The sequence below is a fragment of the Streptomyces sp. NPDC002886 genome (genome assembly GCF_042888445.1).
Classification (GTDB): Bacteria; Actinomycetota; Actinomycetes; order Streptomycetales; family Streptomycetaceae; genus Streptomyces.
Map to the genome: position 1 here is coordinate 1355846 of NZ_JBIAPV010000001.1, position 17376 is coordinate 1373221.

A 17376-nucleotide genomic window follows, 5' to 3' on the forward strand; every position below is an offset into this window, starting at 1 on the left:
ATGTGCCACTACTGCGGCTGCCGTGAGATCCCCCTGATCAAGGAGTTCATCGCCGAGCACGAGGCGGTGACGAACGCCGCGGGCGACGCGCTGCGCGCCCTGGATACGGGGGACCTCCCGAGGGCGCGTGCCCTCGTCACGGAGATGACGGCCGTCCTGCTCGCCCACTGGAAGGGCGAGGAGGACGGCCTGTTCACCGTCATGGAGCAGGACCCGGAGTACGCCCCGTACATCGCGGCGCTGGTCGAGGAGCACCGCGAACTGGCGGCGTTCCTCGCCGGCGCCGACCTGGCGGACCCGGCGGACGCCGCGGCCCTGCGCCGGGCGGTGGAGGAGCTCCACCATCACATCGCGAAAGAGGAGGACGGCCTCTTTCCCGCGTCCCTCACCGCCCTGACGGGCGACGACTGGGACCTGTCCATCAAGGCCTGGCGCACGGCCCACCCCGACGGGGACCTGAGGCCCGCCGGGTAGCCGGTGCGCCGGATGGCCGGCGCGCCGGATGGCCGGTGCGCCGACCCTCTTACTTGCTGGTCTGGTTCAACGCGACCAGCGCCTGGGCCCAGCGCGCGTACTTCAGCTGGCCGAAGTCGGCGACGGTCTTCACGCCGAAGGCTTCGAGCAGCAGCTCGCCGTCCTTGTCGGTGACGCCCTTGAGCGCGGCCACCGGCGCCGCGAGCACCTCCGCGAGCGGCTTGTCGGCCCACGCCTTGTCCAGCACCTTGTCGAGGTCGATCGCCATGAGTCTCTCTCCCGGAACTCGAAAGTATGAACTGATGGGACAAACCTAGAACAATCGGACAAGCATGTCGGGGTGCGACACCAGCTACACCGCGAGCGCGCCGGGCACCCTTCCGGCCAAGGAGCGGGCACCCACCCTCACCCTTACCGATTCCACGTATAATCCGCCCCGTTCACCCTGCGCCTCGCGTCGGATATCGGAATCGAAAAGGCTGTGACCAAGAAATGAATTCACTGCGGGCCCTTCTCGACGGCGGGATTCCGCTGGTGGCCGTCAGCTTCGACGACAGCGAGACCGAGCCGCGCGCACACGCCGCCAAGAACGCGGGCGTCGACGTGGCCGAACTGCGCGTCGACCGGTACGCGGCGACCGACACGGCCCATGTCCTCGCGCAGGTGGACGCGTTCAAGACGCTGCCCGTACTGGCCACCATCCGGTCCGCCCGCGAAGGCGGCGACTGGAAGGGCACCGAGGCCGAGCGGCTCGAACTGTTCCGCGCGCTCGCCCCTCAGGTCCAGGCCGTGGACATCGAGCTCTCCTCCGGAGAAATCCTGTCCGAGGTGATCGAGGCCGCCCACCGGCACGACACGGTGGCGCTCGTCTCCTATCACAATTTCGAATTCACCCCGGCCACCGAGGAACTCCAGACCGTCATCGACGACGCGAAGAGTGCCGGCGCCGACGTGGTCAAGGTGTCCACCATGGTGCGGTCCCAGGACGACGTACGGCGGCTGGCCTCGCTGCTGCTGCGCGCCGGGGCCGAGGACACCCGGCTGATCGTCATCGCCATGGGCGAGACCGGAGCCGTCTCCCGCGTCTTCTTCCCGGCCCTGGGGTCCCGGATCACGTACTCCTTCTTCGGTGCCAGCTCCGCTCCGGGCCAGCTCGACTTCCCCGAGACCTTCGGCCTGCTGCGCAAGTTCTACCCGGCCTTCGACGAGCGGAAGTCCGCCGGGGCCTGAGCCCCCTCGCCGGGGAGGGTCACCGCCTCCCCGGCCAGCCGACCCGAACCCTCCCCGGCCGCCCCATCGGCCCCTCTACCGGTCACCGGCCCCATCCGTCGCGGAACGACGCACACGTCACCTGATGAAGTGAAGTCCCCCTTATCCCACCGGCAACACGGGTAGTGCCCTGCTGATCTCGTGAGGAACCAACGAGACAGTCAGATGAAAGGCCCACCCTGCCGTGACGCAGCCGTTTCAACTGCCGGATTTCTATGTGCCTTATCCGGCGCGACTGAACCCCCACCTGGAGGACGCCAGGGTCCACACCAAGAAGTGGGCCCGCGACTTCGGGATGCTGGAAGGTTCCGGCGTCTGGGAGGAGAGCGACCTCGACTCGCACGACTACGCCCTGCTCTGCTCGTACACCCACCCCGACTGCGGCAGCGAGGCGTTGTCCCTGGTCACCGACTGGTACGTGTGGGTGTTCTTCTTCGACGACCACTTCCTGGAGATGTTCAAGCGCTCCCAGGACCGCGCGGGCGCCAAGGCCTACCTCGACCGGCTCGGCGCCTTCATGCCGATGGACCTGGCGGACGGGTTCCCCGAGGCGACCAACCCCGTCGAGGCCGGACTCGCCGACCTGTGGGCCCGTACCGTCCCGGCCATGTCGATGGACTGGCGGGAACGGTTCTCCCTGTCCACCAAGAACCTGCTCGACGAGTCGATGTGGGAACTCGCCAACATCAACATCGGACGGGTCTCCAACCCCCTCGAATACATCGAGATGCGCCGCAAGGTCGGCGGGGCGCCCTGGTCGGCCGGGCTCATCGAGTACGTGTCCGCGGAGGTTCCGGCCCGCGTCGCGCACTCCCGCCCCCTCGGCGTGCTGCGCGATTCCTTCTCCGACGCCGTGCACATCAGGAACGACATCTTCTCCTACCAGCGCGAGGTCTCCGAGGAGGGTGAACTGTCCAACGCCATCCTGGTGCTGGAGACCTTCCTCGACTGCACCACCCAGGAGGCAGCCGAGGCCTCCAACGACCTCCTCACCTCCCGGCTCCAGCAGTTCGAGCAGACCGCCCTCGCCGAACTCCCGCAGCTCTTCGCCGACCACGCCATGAACCCGGCGGAGATCGCCGCCGTCCTCGCCTACGCCAAGGGGCTCCAGGACTGGCAGTCCGGCGGCCACGAGTGGCACATGGTCTCCAGCCGCTACATGAACAAGGAGGCCCGGGCCACGGCCCCGCTCACCCTCCCGTTCATGCCCACCGGCCTCGGCACCACCGCCCTCGACCTCCGCTCCATCCTCGCCCCCCGCGCCCTGGAACTGCGCCGGCGCTCCTTCACCCACGTCCCCTTCGAGCCGACCGGCCCGTCCGTCGTCCCGGACGTCTACATGCCGTTCCCGCTCACCCTGAGCCCCCACCACGCCCGCGCCCGCGAGGAATCCGTCGCCTGGGCCCGGCGGATGGGTCTGATCGATCCGCAGCCCGGCGACCCCGGCTCGGCGATCTGGAACGAGGAGAAGCTGCGCGGCTACGACTTCGCGCTCTGCTCCGCCGGCATCGACCCCGACGCCACCCCCGAGGCCCTGGCCCTCAACGCCTGCTGGCTGACCTGGGGCACGTACGGGGACGACTACTACCCGGTGGTCTTCGCCCAGTCCAAGAACCTCTCCGCCGCCAAGGCCACCACCGCGCGGCTCGTCGCCATGCTCCCGGTGGACCACGCCGAGCAGCCGGTGGGACTGACCGCGATGGAGCGGTCCCTCGGCGACCTGTGGGTGCGCACCGGCAAGGACATGTCCCCCGAGGTCCGGGCCGAATTCCGGGCCACCCTCGTGAGCATGCTGCACAGCTGGCTGTGGGAGATGGAGAACCAGATCCAGAACCGCATCCCCGACCCGGTGGACTACGCGGAGATGCGCCGGCACACCTTCGGCTCGCACCTGACGATGTACCTGTGCCGGCTGGGCCAGGCGGGCCGGGGCATCCCCCAGGACATCTACGCCTCGGGCACCATCCGTTCGCTGGAGAACGCGGCGGCCGACTCCGCGTGCCTGATGAACGACATCTTCTCGTACCAGAAGGAGGTGGAGGTCGAGGGCGAGGTGCACAACTACGTGCTCGTCACCCGCAACTTCTTCGACATCGGCTACGAGAAGGCGCTGCACATCTGCCACTCGCTGATGACCCAGCGCACCGAGGAGTTCGAGCACATCGTCGCGAACCAGCTGCCCCTGCTCTACGACGACTGGAAGCTGGACGCCGAAGCCCGGGCCGGACTCGACGCGTACGTGGGCGAGTTGAAGGACTGGCTGGCCGGGATCCTGAACTGGCACGAGAAGACGGTCCGTTACCGCGAGGAGCACCTGCACCGCCTGGGTGACGGGATCTCCACCGGGGTCCTGAGCTCCGACTTCGGCATGTCGGCGGCCCGGATCTCCCTGCCCACCCCCTGAGCCGGATCCGCGGCGGGGGCCGTCCTCCCCGCCGCGGACCCTTCAGAACTCGTCCGCCGTGTGCGGGAGCAGCGCGGTGCGCAGCCCGGCGTCCAGGGCCGCTGCCGCGCCGGCGGTGTGCTCCACCAGCAGTCCCGCCGCGGCCAGTTCGACGGCTCGGGTCCCGCCGAGGTAGCAGGCCGCGAGCTCCCGTACGTCCAGGGTCAGGTCCGGGGCCCGGCCCGCTGCGGCGGGCTCGTACGCCGCGCCGTCCGGCCCGGCCTTCAGCAGGAACCGCCCCGCGTTCGCGGGCAGCCGTACGTCGGTCAGCTCCAGGACGAGTTCCACGGGCGCGGCCCACGACCGGCCGGTCAGGGCGGCCGCCACGTCGACCAGCCGGAGCCAGAGCGCCGGGAACACGGCGGTGACCCTGACCTGGTCCCGGTCGGCGGCGAAGTGCAGCAGCGGGTCGTCGGCCGGCCGGCCCCACGCGGTGACCCGGCCGGTGAGGTCGAGGGAGGCCACGCACTCCCACAGCGCCGCGGCGGCCCCCGGGGTGTCGGCCTCCAGCTCGTCGACCCGGACCAGGCCCGGGACCCGCACGCCCCCGGTGTTCTCCTCGGGCTTCGTGCGGTAGAGGACGTAGCCCGCGATCGGTTCGCCCGGCTCCCCCAGGACGATGATCCGGGGTGGGCTGAGCTCCTCGTCCTCCTCGTCCTGCTCGATGAGCCACTCCTCGGTCCAGCGCCGCTCGCTGCGGCTGGGCCGCCCGGCCCGGACCGCTCGGGCCGCCTCCTGGTACGGGCCCACGACGGCGACCGCCTCCTCGGGGGCGACCAGCCGCAGCGGCCTGCGGTCCGCCTCGATGCGCAGGGCCAGCGGCCGGGTGGAGTCGATCTCGATGGTGGCGCCCTGGGTGGCGCTGCCGTAGCCGAAGCGCCCGTAGATGGCCGCCTCGGAGGCCCACAGGGCGGCGACGGGACTGCCGGCCGCCCCCGCGCGGCGCAGCAGGTCGCCCATCAGCGCGGTCAGTACCCCGCGGCGGCGGTGGGTGGGGGCGACGGAGACGAAGGTGAGCCCGGGACAGGGCAGGTCCGCCCCGGGCACCGAGAGCCGGAAGGCGTGCGCGGCCATGAACCCGACCAGCGCGTCGCCGTCGTAGGCCCCGATCCGCAGGCAGGGGCGGAGCAGCTCGTGGTGCCGCTCGCGCCCCTCCTTCTCCGGGCGGTCGTGGAAGACCAGGTACGCGAGCTCCAGAGCGCGGTCGATGTCGGACTCGGGCACCTCGCGGATCTCCACCATGATCCGGAGACTAATCGGTCATGGTGGACCAGTCACTTCATAACGGCCGATTCTCGATGCGGGCCGGTTCTCGCCCCGTCCGGTGGCGGGTCAGCGCGCGGCGGGCCCCGTCCAGTCCGCCGGGACGTGCCCGAGCCGGACCCGCTGCGGGTGGTCGCCGACGGGTACGGAGACGCGCTTGGCGCCGGTGGCGAAGTCGATGGCGGTGACCTGGTCCGCGGCGCTCTCGGAGATCACGCAGCCGGTGCCGTCGCCGTCGACGGTGGCCCAGTAGGGCTTGGCGGCGGGGACGAGGGGCCCTTGCTCCAGGGTGGCCCGGTCCACGACGGTCGCGTAGTCGTCCATGGTCCCCGCGATGCAGAGCTTGGATCCGTCCGGGCTCATGGACATGCCGTGGTGCCGGGAGTCGTTGACCCAGGTGGTGCGGTCGGTGCTGGTGGCGGGGTTCACCGGGAGGGTCTTGATCCGGGTGATCCGGTCGGCGGCCACGTCGTACTCGACGAAGCCGTTAAAGAAGGACACCTGGAAGTACATCTTCGACTCGTCCGGGGTGAAGGACATGGGCCGCACCGCGTCGGACAGGTCGGAGCGCCCGAAGGCGTCGAGGCGGGCCCGCATGTCGATCACCCGGACCGGGCGGAGGGTCTGCGCGTCGGCGACCGTGATCCTGCGGTCACCCTTCGTCCAGTCCAGCCAGGGCGCGTCGAGGGCGGAGGTCACGTCGCCGATGGAGCTGTTCCACAGGAAGCGGCCGTCCCGGGTGAAGGTGTTCTCGTGCGGTTTGTCGCCGGTGGTGAAGGAGCCGGCCTGGCGGCCGCTCGCGATGTCGAGGACGTGCACGGTGTTGGCGGTGGAGGCCGAGACCGCCACGCGGGTGCCGTCCGGGGAGATCGCCATGTGGTCGGCCCGGTAACCGGCGACGGGGAAGCGCCAGTTGACGCGTCCGGTGCGGACGTCGATGGAGACGACGTCGGCGAAGCTGGGGCGGGAGGCGATGACGGAGGAGCCGTCCGGGGTGGTGTACATGTCGTCCACGAACTGGTCGTGGCCCTCGCCCGCGGTGGCCCGGACGCCCAGGAAGTAGGCGAGCTTCACCGGGTTGAGGTAGATCTCCCGGAGCCGCTCCTCCTTGTCCGGAACCATGTCGATCCGGCCCACCTTGGCCAGGTCCCCGGTGGAGGCGAGGACGTCGGCGGTGCCTTCCCAGTTGTTGCCCACGAACAGGACCTCGCGCGGGCCCGCACCCGCGGACCCGGAGCCCGCCTCGGACCCGGAGCCCGCCGCGAATCCGGCCCCCGCCGCGGGCGCGGGACCCACCGCGAGGGCGGCCAGCGCCAGCGCGGCCACGGCCGCCAGGGCCGGCAGGGCGCGGCCGGCCCCACGCTCACGACGGTTACTCGATCGACTGGCAGACATCCGGTCAACTCCGTTAAGGCGAGACGCTGTTACCGGCCGGTAAGATAGGCGGAACAACGAAAGGGCGCAACCCCCACGGGGTTGCGCCCTGTACACACCGTGCTAAAGCTCGTCAGCTCTTCAAGCGACGGAACCGATCCTGCTGATCACCGTGTTCGCGACGTCCGGGTGGATCGGGATGTGCGCGCCGGTCAGGGCCGCGCCGGTGCCGCCGCGCCGGTTGGCGACGATCTCGGCGGCGATGGACAGCGCGGTCTCCTCCGGCGAGCGGGCCCCGAGGTCCAGGCCGATCGGGGAGCGCAGCCGGGCCAGCTCGAGCTCGGTCACGCCGACCTCGCGGAGCCGCTTGTTTCGGTCCTCGTGGGTGCGGCGGGAGCCCATGGCGCCGACGTAGGCGACGGGAAGTTTGAGGGCCAGTTCGAGAAGGGGGACATCGAACTTGGCATCGTGCGTGAGGACGCACAGGACCGTCCGGCCGTCGATCGCACCGGCGGAGGACTGCTCCTCGAGGTAGCGGTGCGGCCAGTCGACCACGATCTCGTCCGCCTCGGGGAAACGCTTCTTCGTGGCGAAGACGGGCCGGGCGTCACACAGGGTGACGTGATAGCCCAGGAACTTGCCGATCCGCACGAGCGCGGAGGCGAAGTCGATGGCACCGAAGACGACCATCCGGGGCGGCGGGACGCTGGACTCGACCAGCACCTTGAGCGGCTCTCCGCAGAGGCGGCCGTCGGCCCCGATCTCCAGCACGCCGGTCTTGCCGGCCTCGAGCATGGCACGGGCCTCGTCGGCGATGGCCCGGTCCAGCTCGGGGTGACCGCCGAATCCGCCCTCGTAGGAGCCTTCGCCCCTGACGAGTACGGCGCGGCCCATGAGCTCGGCCGGGCCTTCGGCGATCCGCGCGACCGCCGCCGCCTCCCCCCGGGCGGCGGCGGCCAGCGAGGCCGCGAACACCTCCCGGGAGGGAGAGCCCACGGGGACCGGGGTCACCAGGATGTCGATGATTCCGCCGCAGGTCAGACCGACGGCGAAGGCATCGTCATCGCTGTACCCGAAGCGCTCCTGGATGGTCTCGCCGTCCTCCAGCGCCTGCTGGCACAGCTCGTACACCGCACCCTCCACGCATCCGCCGGAGACCGAACCGATGGCCGTGCCGTCACTGTCGACGGCGAGGGCCGCTCCGGGCTGCCGGGGTGCGCTCCCGCCGACCGCCACGACCGTGGCGACGGCGAAGTCGCGTCCCTGCTCGACCCACCGGTTCAGTTCTTCGGCGATGTCCAGCATGGGGGCCTCCTCGGAGAGGTTCAGATTCCAGTATCGGATACGTGGAGGGTGCGGGTTTTGCTACGGATCAGACCCGGCCGGCTCAGCCGACGCCGAGCCAGCTCTCGATCGGGTGGAGCGCGAAGAAGACCAGGAAGATTCCGGTCAGCGCCCACATGAAGCCGCCGATCTCACGGGCCTTGCCCTGAGCGACCTTGATGGCGACGTAGGAGATGACACCCGCGGCGACACCAGCGGTGATCGAGTAGGTGAAGGGCATGACCACGACGGTCAGGAAGACCGGGATCGAGGTCGAGGAGTCGGCCCAGTCCACGTGGCGGGCGTTCTGCATCATCATCGCGCCGATGACGACCAGGGCCGCGGAGGCGACCTCACCCGGGACGATCTGCGTGATCGGGGTGAAGAAGAGGCAGGCGGCGAAGAACAGGCCGGTGACGACGGAGGCGAGGCCCGTGCGGGCACCCTCGCCGACGCCGGTCGCGGACTCGACGAACACGGTCTGGCCGGAGCCACCCGCGATGCCACCGATGGCGCCACCGGCACCGTCGATGAACAGCGCCTTGGACAGGCCCGGCATGCGGCCCTGCTCGTCGGCGAGCTTGGCTTCGGTACCGACGCCGATGATGGTGGCCATCGCGTCGAAGAAGCCGGCGAGCACCAGGGTGAAGACGATCATGCCGACCGTCATGTAGCCGACGTCGCCCCAGCCGCCGAAGGAGACGTCACCGAAGAGCGAGAAGTCCGGCGCCGAAACCGCGGAGCCGCTGAGCTCCGGCGGGCCGTTCTTCCAGGCCTTGGGGTCGATGTCCACGATGGCGTTGAGGATCGCGGCGAGGACCGTGCCACCGACGATGCCGATCAGGATCGCGCCGGGCACCTTGCGGGCCTGGAGCATGAAGATCGCGATCAGGGTGATGGCGAAGAGCAGGACGGGCCAGCCGGAGAGCTCTCCGGTCGCACCGAGCTGGACGGGGGGCATGAACTCCCCGCCGTTGCCGACGAAGCCCGCCTTCACGAAGCCGATCAGGGCGACGAAGAGGCCGATGCCCATGGTGATGGCGTGCTTGAGCGCGAGGGGTATCGCGTTCATGATCATCTCGCGGAGGCCGGTGACGACCAGGAGACAGATCACGACGCCGTAGACCACGCACATGCCCATGGCCTGCGGCCAGGTCATCTGGGGGGCCACCTGCGAGGCCAGCACGCCGGACACGGAGAGGCCGGCGGCGAGCGCGAGGGGAACCTTGCCGACGAAGCCCATGAGGAGCGTCGTGACGGCCGCGGCGAACGCCGTGGCGGTGATGATCGCCGAGGCGGCCATCGTGTGGCCGTCGACATCCTTGCCGGAAAGCAGCAGGGGGTTCAGCAGGAGGATGTAAGCCATGGCCATGAAGGTCGTGATACCGCCACGAACTTCGTTTCCGACCTTGGATCCGCGCTTGCTGATGTGAAAGTACCGGTCGAGCCAAGACTGTCCAGCGGGGGTCGAAGAGCCGTCTCCGGCTTCCTCCGCACTGGTCTTGGGCTCCACAGAGGACTGGGTCATGGTGCCTAACTCCCAAGGTTCAAAGGGGCACCCGCATAAAGATTGGAGACACGGGATTTGGGAAAACGCGTTTGGCTGCACGACCCGGGGTGACGGCCCGAGGCGACGCAAAAGGTGCACTGCGTGTACTGCGGGTACTGCGAGGGTTCTGCGGTACGGCTGGTACTCCTGGTGTCACCTGGGGTAGGCGGTGACCCGGGGGGTACTACGGGGGGGTACTTCCGGGGAAAACTTGACCGCGAGCGGTGCGGTGCTGATGACTCCGGACTTCTGTGCTCCGGGCGGTGCGACTGGAAGTGTGACGTTCCCGTGTCACACCGCCCGGAAATCTGGGGGGTCCGGGGGCCTCGCGGCCCCCGGACCGGCCGTCCTAGAGGGTGCCGGTGAGCAGTTCCGGACGGATCGGCGTCTTGTTGATCTCCAGACCGGTCGCCGCCCGGATCGCCGCGATGACGGCCGGGGTGGACGAGAGGGTCGGGGCCTCGCCCATACCGCGCAGGCCGTACGGGGCCTTCGGGTCGGCGAGCTCCAGGACGTCGACCGGGATGGTCGGGGTGTCGAGGATGGTCGGGATCAGGTAGTCCGTGAAGGAGGGGTTGCGCACCTTCGCGGTCTTCGGGTCCACGATGATCTCTTCCATGATCGCGACGCCCAGGCCCTGGGTGGTACCACCCTGGATCTGGCCGACCACGGAGAGCATGTTCAGCGCCTTGCCGACGTCCTGGGCGGTCGCCAGCTCGACGACCTTGACGAGGCCGAGCTCGGTGTCCACCTCGACGACCGCGCGGTGCGCGGCGAAGGTGTACTGGACGTGGCCGTTGCCCTGGCCGGTGACCAGGTCGAAGGGCTCGGTCGCGGCGTGGCGGAACTCGAGCTCGATGTCGATCGCGTCCTCGCCCTCGAGGATGTCGGCGATGTCCGCGAGGACCTCTCCGCCATCGGTGACGACCTTGCCGCCTTCGAGGAGCAGCTCGGCGGTCGCCCACGCGGGGTGGTACGAGCCGTTCTTGCGCCGGCCGATCTCCAGGACCCGCTCGCGGACGGCCTCACAGGTGTTCTTCACGGCGCCACCGGTCATGTACGTCTGCCGCGAGGCGGACGTGGAACCGGCGGAGCCGACCTGCGTGTCGGCCGGGTGGATGGTCACCTGCGTGACACCCAGCTCGGTACGGGCGATCTGCGCGTGGACGGTGATGCCGCCCTGGCCGACCTCCGCCATGGCCGTGTGGACCATCGCGACCGCTTCGCCGTTGATGACCTCGAGGGTCACGCGGGCGGTGGAGTAGTCGTCGAAGCCCTCGGAGAAGCCGACGTTCTTGATGCCGACCGCGTAGCCGACGCCGCGGACGACGCCTTCACCGTGGGTGGTGTTCGACAGACCACCGGGCAGCGCGCGGACGTCCGCGTTCTCGCCGGCGGACTCCCACTGGCGCTCCGGCGGCAGCGGGCGGGCCTTGACCCGGCGCAGCAGCTCGGCGACGGGCGCCGGAGCGTCCACGACCTGGCCGGTGGGCATGATCGTGCCCTGCTCCATGGCGTTGAGCTGACGGAACTCGACCGGGTCCATGCCCAGCTTCGCCGCGAGCTTGTCCATCTGGGCCTCGTAGGCGAAGCAGGCCTGGACGGCGCCGAAGCCGCGCATCGCGCCACAGGGCGGGTTGTTCGTGTAGAGCGCGATCGCCTCGATGTCCACGTCCTCCAGGACGTACGGACCGACCGAGAGGGAGGAGGCGTTGCCCACGACCGCCGGGGAAGCGGACGCGTAGGCGCCGCCGTCCAGGACGATCTTGCACTTCATGTGCGTGAGCTTGCCGTCCTTGGTGGCGCCGTGCTCGTAGTACAGCTTCGCCGGGTGACGGTGCACGTGGCCGAAGAAGGACTCGAAGCGGTTGTAGACGATCTTGACCGGCTTGTTCGTGGCCAGGGCCAGGAGGCAGGCGTGGATCTGCATCGAGATGTCTTCGCGGCCACCGAACGCGCCGCCGACGCCCGAGAGCGTCATGCGGACCTTCTCCGGCGGCAGGCCCAGGACCGGGGCGATCTGCTGGAGGTCCGAGTGCAGCCACTGGGTGGCGACGTACAGCTCGACACCGCCGTCCTCGGACGGTACGGCCAGACCGGACTCCGGGCCGAGGAAGGCCTGGTCCTGCATGCCGAAGGTGTACTCGCCCTCGACGATGACGTCGGCGCGCTTGCGGGCCTCTTCCACGTTGCCGCGGATGATCGGCTGGCGGTGCACGATGTTCGGGTGCGGGACGTGACCGATGTGGTGGTCGTCGCGGCCCTCGTGGATCAGCGGCGCGCCCTCGGCGAGGGCGGAGGCCTCGTCCGTGACGAGCGGCAGCTCACGGTAGTCGATCTTGATCTTGGCGGCCGCGCGGCGGGCGGTCTCCGGGTGGTCGGCGGCCACGAGGGCGACCGGCTCACCGTGGTGACGGACCCGGCCGTTGGCGAGAACCGGGGTGTCCTGGATCTCGAGGCCGTAGTTCTTCATCTCGGCCGGCAGGTCGTCGTACGTCAGCACCGAGTAGACGCCCGGCATCGCCAGGGCCTCGGAGATGTCGATCGAGACGATCTCGGCGTGGGCCACGGTGCTGCGGAGCGTCTGGCCCCACAGCATGTCCTCGTGCCACATGTCCGAGGAGTACGCGAACTCACCGGTCACCTTGAGGGTGCCGTCCGGGCGCAGCGTGGACTCGCCGATGCCGCCCTTGGTGTGGTTCTGCGTGACGTTGGTCGGCGTACCCGCCGGGACCGTGCGCGTGTTCTGGGCCATGGTCAGACCGCCTCAGACTGACGGGCGGCCGCGAGGCGGACCGCGTCGAGGATCTTCTCGTAGCCCGTGCAGCGGCAGAGGTTGCCGGACAGGGACTCACGGATGTCCTGGTCGGACGGGGAGGGGTTCTCCTCCAGCAGCGCGTCGGCCTGGACCAGGAGGCCCGGGGTGCAGAAACCGCACTGGACGGCGCCGGCGTCGATGAACGCCTGCTGGATGGTGGAGAGCTCGACGCCCTCGCCGGTCTGCGAGTCGCCCGGCTTGGCCTGCCACTGCTTGGCCGCGTCCAGGGTGACGCCGCCCTTGCTGCCGCAGCCGCCGCCGGTGCCGCAGGCACCGCCGTGGCCGTGCTCCTCGCGCTGCTTGGCGAACTCCGCCAGGCCCTCGACGGTCACGACGTCGCGACCCTCGACCTGACCGGCCGCGACCAGACAGGAACAGACCGGCACGCCGTCGAGACGGACGGTGCAGGAACCGCACTCGCCCTGCTCACAGGCGTTCTTCGAACCGGGCAGGCCCAGGCGCTCGCGCAGGACGTAGAGAAGGGACTCGCCCTCCCAGACGTCGTCGGCTTCCTGCTGACGGCCGTTGACAGTGAAATTGACGCGCATGATTACGCAGCCCCTTCAAGCGAGCGGCCGTTGTTCGAACCGCGGTACTGCTCCCACGTCCAGACGAGCTGGCGGCGAGCCATGATGCCGACCGCGTGGCGGCGGTACTTCGCCGTGCCGCGGACGTCGTCGATCGGGTTGGCCGCGCCGGAGGCGAGGTCACCGAACTGCTTGGCGATCGACGGGGTGATGACCTTGCCGGACTCCCAGAAGCCACCCTCTTCGAGCGCGGCGTTGAGGAACTCCTCGGCGGCCTTCGCCCGGATCGGGGTCGGCGCGGCCGAACCGATACCGGTGCGGACCGTACGGGTCTCGGGGTGCAGCGCCAGGCCGAACGCGCAGACGGCGATGACCATCGCGTTGCGGGAGCCGACCTTGGAGTACTGCTGGGGGCCGTCCGCCTTCTTGACGTGGACGGTCTTGATGAGCTCGTCGGCGGCCAGCGCGTTGCGCTTGACGCCGGTGTAGAACTCGTCGATCGGGATCAGGCGGGATCCGCGTACGGACTCCACCTCGACCTCGGCACCCGCCGCGAGGAGCGCGGGGTGGGAGTCGCCGGCCGGCGAGGCGCAACCGAGGTTGCCGCCGACACCGCCGCGGTTACGGATCTGCGGGGACGCGACCGTGTGCGAGGCGAGCGCGAGTCCCGGAAGCTCCGTGCGGAGGTTCTCCATGATCTGCGTGTACGGGACGGAGGCGCCCAGACGTACCACGTCCTCGCCGACCTCCCACTCCCGCAGGAGACCGATGCGGTTCAGGTCCAGGAGGTACTCCGGCCGACGGTGGTCGAAGTTGATCTCGACCATCACATCGGTGCCACCCGCAATCGGCACAGCTGTGGGGAACTCGGCCTTAGCGGCGAGCGCCTCCTCCCAGCTGGCGGGGCGAAGGAAGTCCATGTGCGGCTCTCTTCTTCTTAATCGGGTCGTTCACTTCAAGCCAGGAGGCCGTTGGGCCCTCGACTGGTCGTTCACGTGCTGTTAACGCGGTGTGGACTCAGTACACCGGCCCTGCGTCCCCCGGGTGCAGTCACCGAAACCATGAAGGAGTTGGCTGGGGACCTCCCTCGTCTTGTAGATTCGTATGAAAGGCAGGATGCGACGACCTGCCCGATTTCCAACGGCAACATTCGAGACAGATCGGCGGCGACATCATGCGGCTGCGCGCACTGCTGGAAACCGAGGCGCTGGGGCTGCGGCTGCTGGGCGGCGAGGAAGAACTCGACCGGACGGTCCGCGGGGTCATGACGACCGACCTACGGGATCCCAGCCGGTACCTATCCGGAGGGGAGCTGGTCCTCACTGGCCTGGCCTGGAGACGAAATTCAGCCGACTCCGAGCCGTTCGTACGAATCCTCGCGAGCGCCGGCGTGGCCGGGCTCGCGGCAGGCGAGGCGGAGCTGGGTGACATTCCCGACGACCTCGTCTCGGCGTGTCTTCGCAACCGTCTGCCGTTGTTCGCTGTAAACGAAGACGTTGCATTCGCCACCATCACCGAGTACGTGGTGCGGCAGGTGTCGGGAGAGCGTGCCGGAGACCTCGCGGCCGTCGTGGACCGCCATCGACGGCTCATGACCTCCGGTCCGGCCGGTGGCGGACCCGATGTGGTGCTCGATCTGCTCACCACGGACCTCGATCTCCGGGCCTGGGTGCTCTCGCCCACCGGACGGCAGATCGCCGGGGCGGGCGAGCCGCTGGCGCCGGGCATCTGCGCGGCACTGGCGAGCGAGCACCTCGCGGCGGTCCGGACGGGCCGCAGGGGACCGCACCGGATCTCCCTCCAGGGTATTACGTACTCCCTCTTCCCGATCAGGGGACACGGGCGCGGCGCCGCCGGTCCGGCGGCCCGGGACGTCCGCGAGAGCGTGCTCTCCGACTGGCTGCTGGCCGTCGAGGCCGACGCCGGCGACTGGCCGGCCGAGCGGCTCGACCTGCTCCAGGGCGTCACCCAGCTGATCGCCGTCGAGCGGGACCGCCGCGACGCGGCCCGTACGGTGCGCCGGCGCCTCGCCCAGGAGGTCCTGGAGCTGGTCCAGACGGGCGCTCCGCCCGCCGAGATCGCCGCCCGCCTGCGGGTGGCCGCGCCGGTGCTCCTGCCCGGGCTGGGCGCCGCCCCGCACTGGCAGGTCGTCGTGGCCCGGGTGGACTGGGACGGCGGTGACATCGCGGGCGGCCCCGTAGCCCAGTCGCTGCTCGAAGAAATCCTGGTCGACCCCTCCGTCTCCGGTCCCGAACCCTCGGACCGGATCGCCGTCGCGCACGCCGGGGACGAGGCGATCGCCCTCGTACCGCTGCCCGCGCCCGCCGGGGAGCCCGGCGAGGAGAAGGGCCCCGACACCGCCCTGCACGCGGAAACGCTGCTCGCGGCCGTACGGGACCCCCTGGCGGCCGGACTCGCCGACGACGGCCGGCTCACCCTGGGCGTCAGCGCGGCCGTGTCCTCCGCCGAGGGCCTGCGCGGGGCCCTGGAAGAGGCCCGGCACGCCCGCCGGGTCGCCGCGGCCCGCCCGGGCCGCGTCTGCGCGGCCGGGCACCACGAGCTGGCCTCGCACGTCCTGCTGCTCCCGTTCGTCCCGGACGACGTCCGCCGCGCCTTCACGGCCCGGCTGCTGGACCCGCTGCGCGACTACGACCGCCGCCACCGCGCGGAGCTCATCCCCACCCTCGAAGCCTTCCTGGACTGCGACGGATCGTGGACCCGCTGCGCGACGCGGCTGCACCTCCACGTCAACACGCTGAGGTATCGGGTCGGGCGAATCGAGCAGTTGACGGCACGGGACCTTTCCCGGCTCGAGGACAAGCTCGACTTCTTCCTGGCACTGCGGATGAGCTGAGAAGATCCACCGCCTGACCGGCCGGGGGGCCGGTCGGGACCGAGTGCAGCCCGACTGGAGGCCGGGCGGGGGTGGCTGATGATCCGTCCGGACTTTGTGAAAGAGTTCACCCGACCCCTTGGCCGAACCTGCCGATCCGTGCTCTCATTTCGCCCCAGGGCTCAACGACGTGCTGCTTGGTTGCTTTGGGGAGGGCAATGTGGCGGATACCGCCATGTCCAGTGCCGGAACTATCGGGGGAGACGACCCCCTCCAGCGGGCGATATGGCGGCTGCGCTCGCGCGGCTGTTGGACCGACGCGGCGGCCCTGCTGACACCGCACCTGCACGATGCCGGAGCCGCCGTGCAGCGGACCGGGCTCCTGGTCGAACGCTGCCTGTTCACCGGGCAGGGCTGGGCCGAGGCCGAAGACGCCCTGCGCGTGGCCGAAGCGGTCTCCCAGGACGACGACGACCGGGGCGCGGCCGCGTGCGAGCGGGGTCACCTGGCGTACGCGGCGACCGTACTGGGCGTACGCGACCGGGCCGACGAGGCCCGCTCCGCCCTGGGTCGGGCGGCGGCGCTGCTGTCCCCCGGCTCCCGCACCCGGCCACTGCTGGACTTCCGCCGGGGCCTGGTCGCGGAGCACCTGGCGGACGCGCCCTCATCGGCCCTGCCGGCCTACCGGCGGGCCCACGCGGGCGCCCTCGCCCACGGCGACACCCTCCTCCTGTCCTTCACCTGGCGGCACCTGGCGGCGCTGGCCCTGCGGGACGGCGAGGTCGCCGAAGCCCGCAAGGGCTTCGCGGAATCGCTCCGCATCCGGGAGGACCTCGGCTTCCTGATCGGCACGGCCCCCGCCCTGGCGGCCCTGGCCGAAGCCGAACCGGAACCGGAGGCCGCCCGCCTCCGCGCCGAGGCCCGCCGCCTCTTCCACCTCCTGGGCGGCATCCCCACCTGGCTGGCAGACCAACTCCACCCCGCCCCCACGCCTTCCTGACGCACCGCCCGCCCGATGCGGCCTGGGCGGGCCACACCAGCTCCGCCCCAGCCACACCGGACTCCGTCCGGCGGTGGCCGGTCGGGGTGCTCGCCACCGCCGTCCCGGCGCGGGGTCCGGTGGGCGGGTGCGACTAGGTGGGCCCTGCGGGGCGGAGTTCCCCTACCCGCCCTTCCACCGTTCCCCTGGCGCTGCCCGGACCCCGGTCCTCAAACGCCGGACGGGCTGGGAAGGGGTCCCGGGCTACGCCCGGACCCCCTGGGGCTCCGCCCCAGGCCCCGGTCCTCAAACTCCGGACGGCTGAAAGGGCGCGGGCGGGCTAGAAAACCCATCCCCGACCGCCTGAAAGCGGCCCGGCCGGGTCTGGATGTCCTCCCAGCCGGGGTCGGGAAGGCGCCGGGTCGGTGCCGGGGGCGGGGTGGGGTGTTGGCCTGGACGTAAAACGTGATTTGTGGCGCTAGAGCACCCCGCACCCTGTCGGAGTCGGAGGCAGGGCGCCTAAA

The 17376-nt window shown here is 70.4% G+C and carries 13 protein-coding genes; 5 read left to right on the forward strand and 8 right to left on the reverse strand.

The annotated features are described in order from the left end of the window. Positions 1–474: a hemerythrin domain-containing protein gene (locus ACFYYB_RS06050; RefSeq protein ID WP_389433415.1), complete on the forward strand. Its 474-nt coding sequence runs from the start codon at positions 1–3 to the stop codon at positions 472–474. Between the two features lie 49 nt (positions 475–523). Here ACFYYB_RS06050 and ACFYYB_RS06055 read toward each other — a convergent pair whose 3' ends face one another. Next, on the reverse strand, positions 524–742 hold the full coding sequence (locus ACFYYB_RS06055; protein ID WP_327303778.1) for a hypothetical protein: 219 nt from the start codon (positions 740–742) through the stop codon (positions 524–526). A 224-nt stretch (positions 743–966) separates the two neighbouring features. Here ACFYYB_RS06055 and aroD point away from each other — a divergent pair, with 224 nt between their 5' ends. Together aroD and ACFYYB_RS06065 are read left to right on the forward strand one after the other, a co-directional pair. After that, positions 967–1704, forward strand: a complete 738-nt coding sequence (gene aroD / locus ACFYYB_RS06060) for a type I 3-dehydroquinate dehydratase (RefSeq protein ID WP_389433416.1) — start codon at positions 967–969, stop codon at positions 1702–1704. Positions 1705–1927: 223 nt separating this feature from the next. Then, positions 1928–4147: a germacradienol/geosmin synthase gene (locus ACFYYB_RS06065; protein WP_389433417.1), complete on the forward strand. Its 2220-nt coding sequence runs from the start codon at positions 1928–1930 to the stop codon at positions 4145–4147. A gap of 42 nt (positions 4148–4189) precedes the next feature. Here ACFYYB_RS06065 and ACFYYB_RS06070 read toward each other — a convergent pair whose 3' ends face one another. The 7 genes from ACFYYB_RS06070 to ACFYYB_RS06100 form a co-directional block, all read right to left on the reverse strand. Next, positions 4190–5428 (reverse strand): GNAT family N-acetyltransferase, encoded by a 1239-nt coding sequence (locus tag ACFYYB_RS06070; RefSeq protein ID WP_389433418.1) that lies wholly within the window; start codon positions 5426–5428, stop codon positions 4190–4192. A 90-nt stretch (positions 5429–5518) separates the two neighbouring features. Continuing rightward, positions 5519–6844, reverse strand: coding sequence for a YncE family protein (locus ACFYYB_RS06075; RefSeq protein WP_389433419.1), 1326 nt, complete (start codon positions 6842–6844; stop codon positions 5519–5521). A gap of 120 nt (positions 6845–6964) precedes the next feature. Continuing rightward, complete coding sequence (locus ACFYYB_RS06080; RefSeq protein ID WP_389433420.1) at positions 6965–8128, reverse strand: XdhC family protein; 1164 nt, start codon at positions 8126–8128, stop codon at positions 6965–6967. Between the two features lie 82 nt (positions 8129–8210). Continuing rightward, complete coding sequence (locus tag ACFYYB_RS06085) at positions 8211–9674, reverse strand: NCS2 family permease (RefSeq protein ID WP_389433421.1); 1464 nt, start codon at positions 9672–9674, stop codon at positions 8211–8213. Positions 9675–10044: 370 nt separating this feature from the next. After that, positions 10045–12450 carry a xanthine dehydrogenase family protein molybdopterin-binding subunit gene (locus ACFYYB_RS06090; RefSeq protein ID WP_389433422.1) on the reverse strand — a complete coding sequence of 802 codons (2406 nt, stop codon included), beginning with the start codon at positions 12448–12450 and terminating at the stop codon, positions 10045–10047. A gap of 2 nt (positions 12451–12452) precedes the next feature. Further along, entirely contained in the window at positions 12453–13061 is a 609-nt protein-coding gene (locus ACFYYB_RS06095) for a (2Fe-2S)-binding protein (RefSeq protein WP_274550125.1), read from the reverse strand. A 2-nt stretch (positions 13062–13063) separates the two neighbouring features. Continuing rightward, entirely contained in the window at positions 13064–13960 is an 897-nt protein-coding gene (locus tag ACFYYB_RS06100; RefSeq protein WP_250744166.1) for a xanthine dehydrogenase family protein subunit M, read from the reverse strand. A 254-nt stretch (positions 13961–14214) separates the two neighbouring features. Here ACFYYB_RS06100 and ACFYYB_RS06105 point away from each other — a divergent pair, with 254 nt between their 5' ends. Then, positions 14215–15894 (forward strand): PucR family transcriptional regulator, encoded by a 1680-nt coding sequence (locus ACFYYB_RS06105; protein ID WP_389433423.1) that lies wholly within the window; start codon positions 14215–14217, stop codon positions 15892–15894. A gap of 199 nt (positions 15895–16093) precedes the next feature. Then, a complete protein-coding gene (locus ACFYYB_RS06110; protein ID WP_389433424.1) occupies positions 16094–16873 on the forward strand; it encodes a hypothetical protein in 780 nt (259 codons plus the stop codon). Positions 16874–17376: the final 503 nt, after the last annotated feature.

What these genes read in the sequence shown, in the direction of transcription:
- ACFYYB_RS06090 (WP_389433422.1), bottom strand. Translation starts at nt 12,450, where the DNA reads ATGGCCCAGAACACGCGCACGGTCCCGGCGGGTACGCCGACCAACGTC.
- ACFYYB_RS06105 (WP_389433423.1), top strand. Translation starts at nt 14,215, where the DNA reads ATGCGGCTGCGCGCACTGCTGGAAACCGAGGCGCTGGGGCTGCGGCTG.
- ACFYYB_RS06055 (WP_327303778.1), bottom strand. Translation starts at nt 742, where the DNA reads ATGGCGATCGACCTCGACAAGGTGCTGGACAAGGCGTGGGCCGACAAG.
- ACFYYB_RS06075 (WP_389433419.1), bottom strand. Translation starts at nt 6,844, where the DNA reads ATGTCTGCCAGTCGATCGAGTAACCGTCGTGAGCGTGGGGCCGGCCGC.
- ACFYYB_RS06070 (WP_389433418.1), bottom strand. Translation starts at nt 5,428, where the DNA reads ATGGTGGAGATCCGCGAGGTGCCCGAGTCCGACATCGACCGCGCTCTG.
- ACFYYB_RS06085 (WP_389433421.1), bottom strand. Translation starts at nt 9,674, where the DNA reads ATGACCCAGTCCTCTGTGGAGCCCAAGACCAGTGCGGAGGAAGCCGGA.
- ACFYYB_RS06080 (WP_389433420.1), bottom strand. Translation starts at nt 8,128, where the DNA reads ATGCTGGACATCGCCGAAGAACTGAACCGGTGGGTCGAGCAGGGACGC.
- aroD (WP_389433416.1), top strand. Translation starts at nt 967, where the DNA reads ATGAATTCACTGCGGGCCCTTCTCGACGGCGGGATTCCGCTGGTGGCC.
- ACFYYB_RS06100 (WP_250744166.1), bottom strand. Translation starts at nt 13,960, where the DNA reads ATGGACTTCCTTCGCCCCGCCAGCTGGGAGGAGGCGCTCGCCGCTAAG.
- ACFYYB_RS06095 (WP_274550125.1), bottom strand. Translation starts at nt 13,061, where the DNA reads ATGCGCGTCAATTTCACTGTCAACGGCCGTCAGCAGGAAGCCGACGAC.
- ACFYYB_RS06050 (WP_389433415.1), top strand. Translation starts at nt 1, where the DNA reads ATGTGCCACTACTGCGGCTGCCGTGAGATCCCCCTGATCAAGGAGTTC.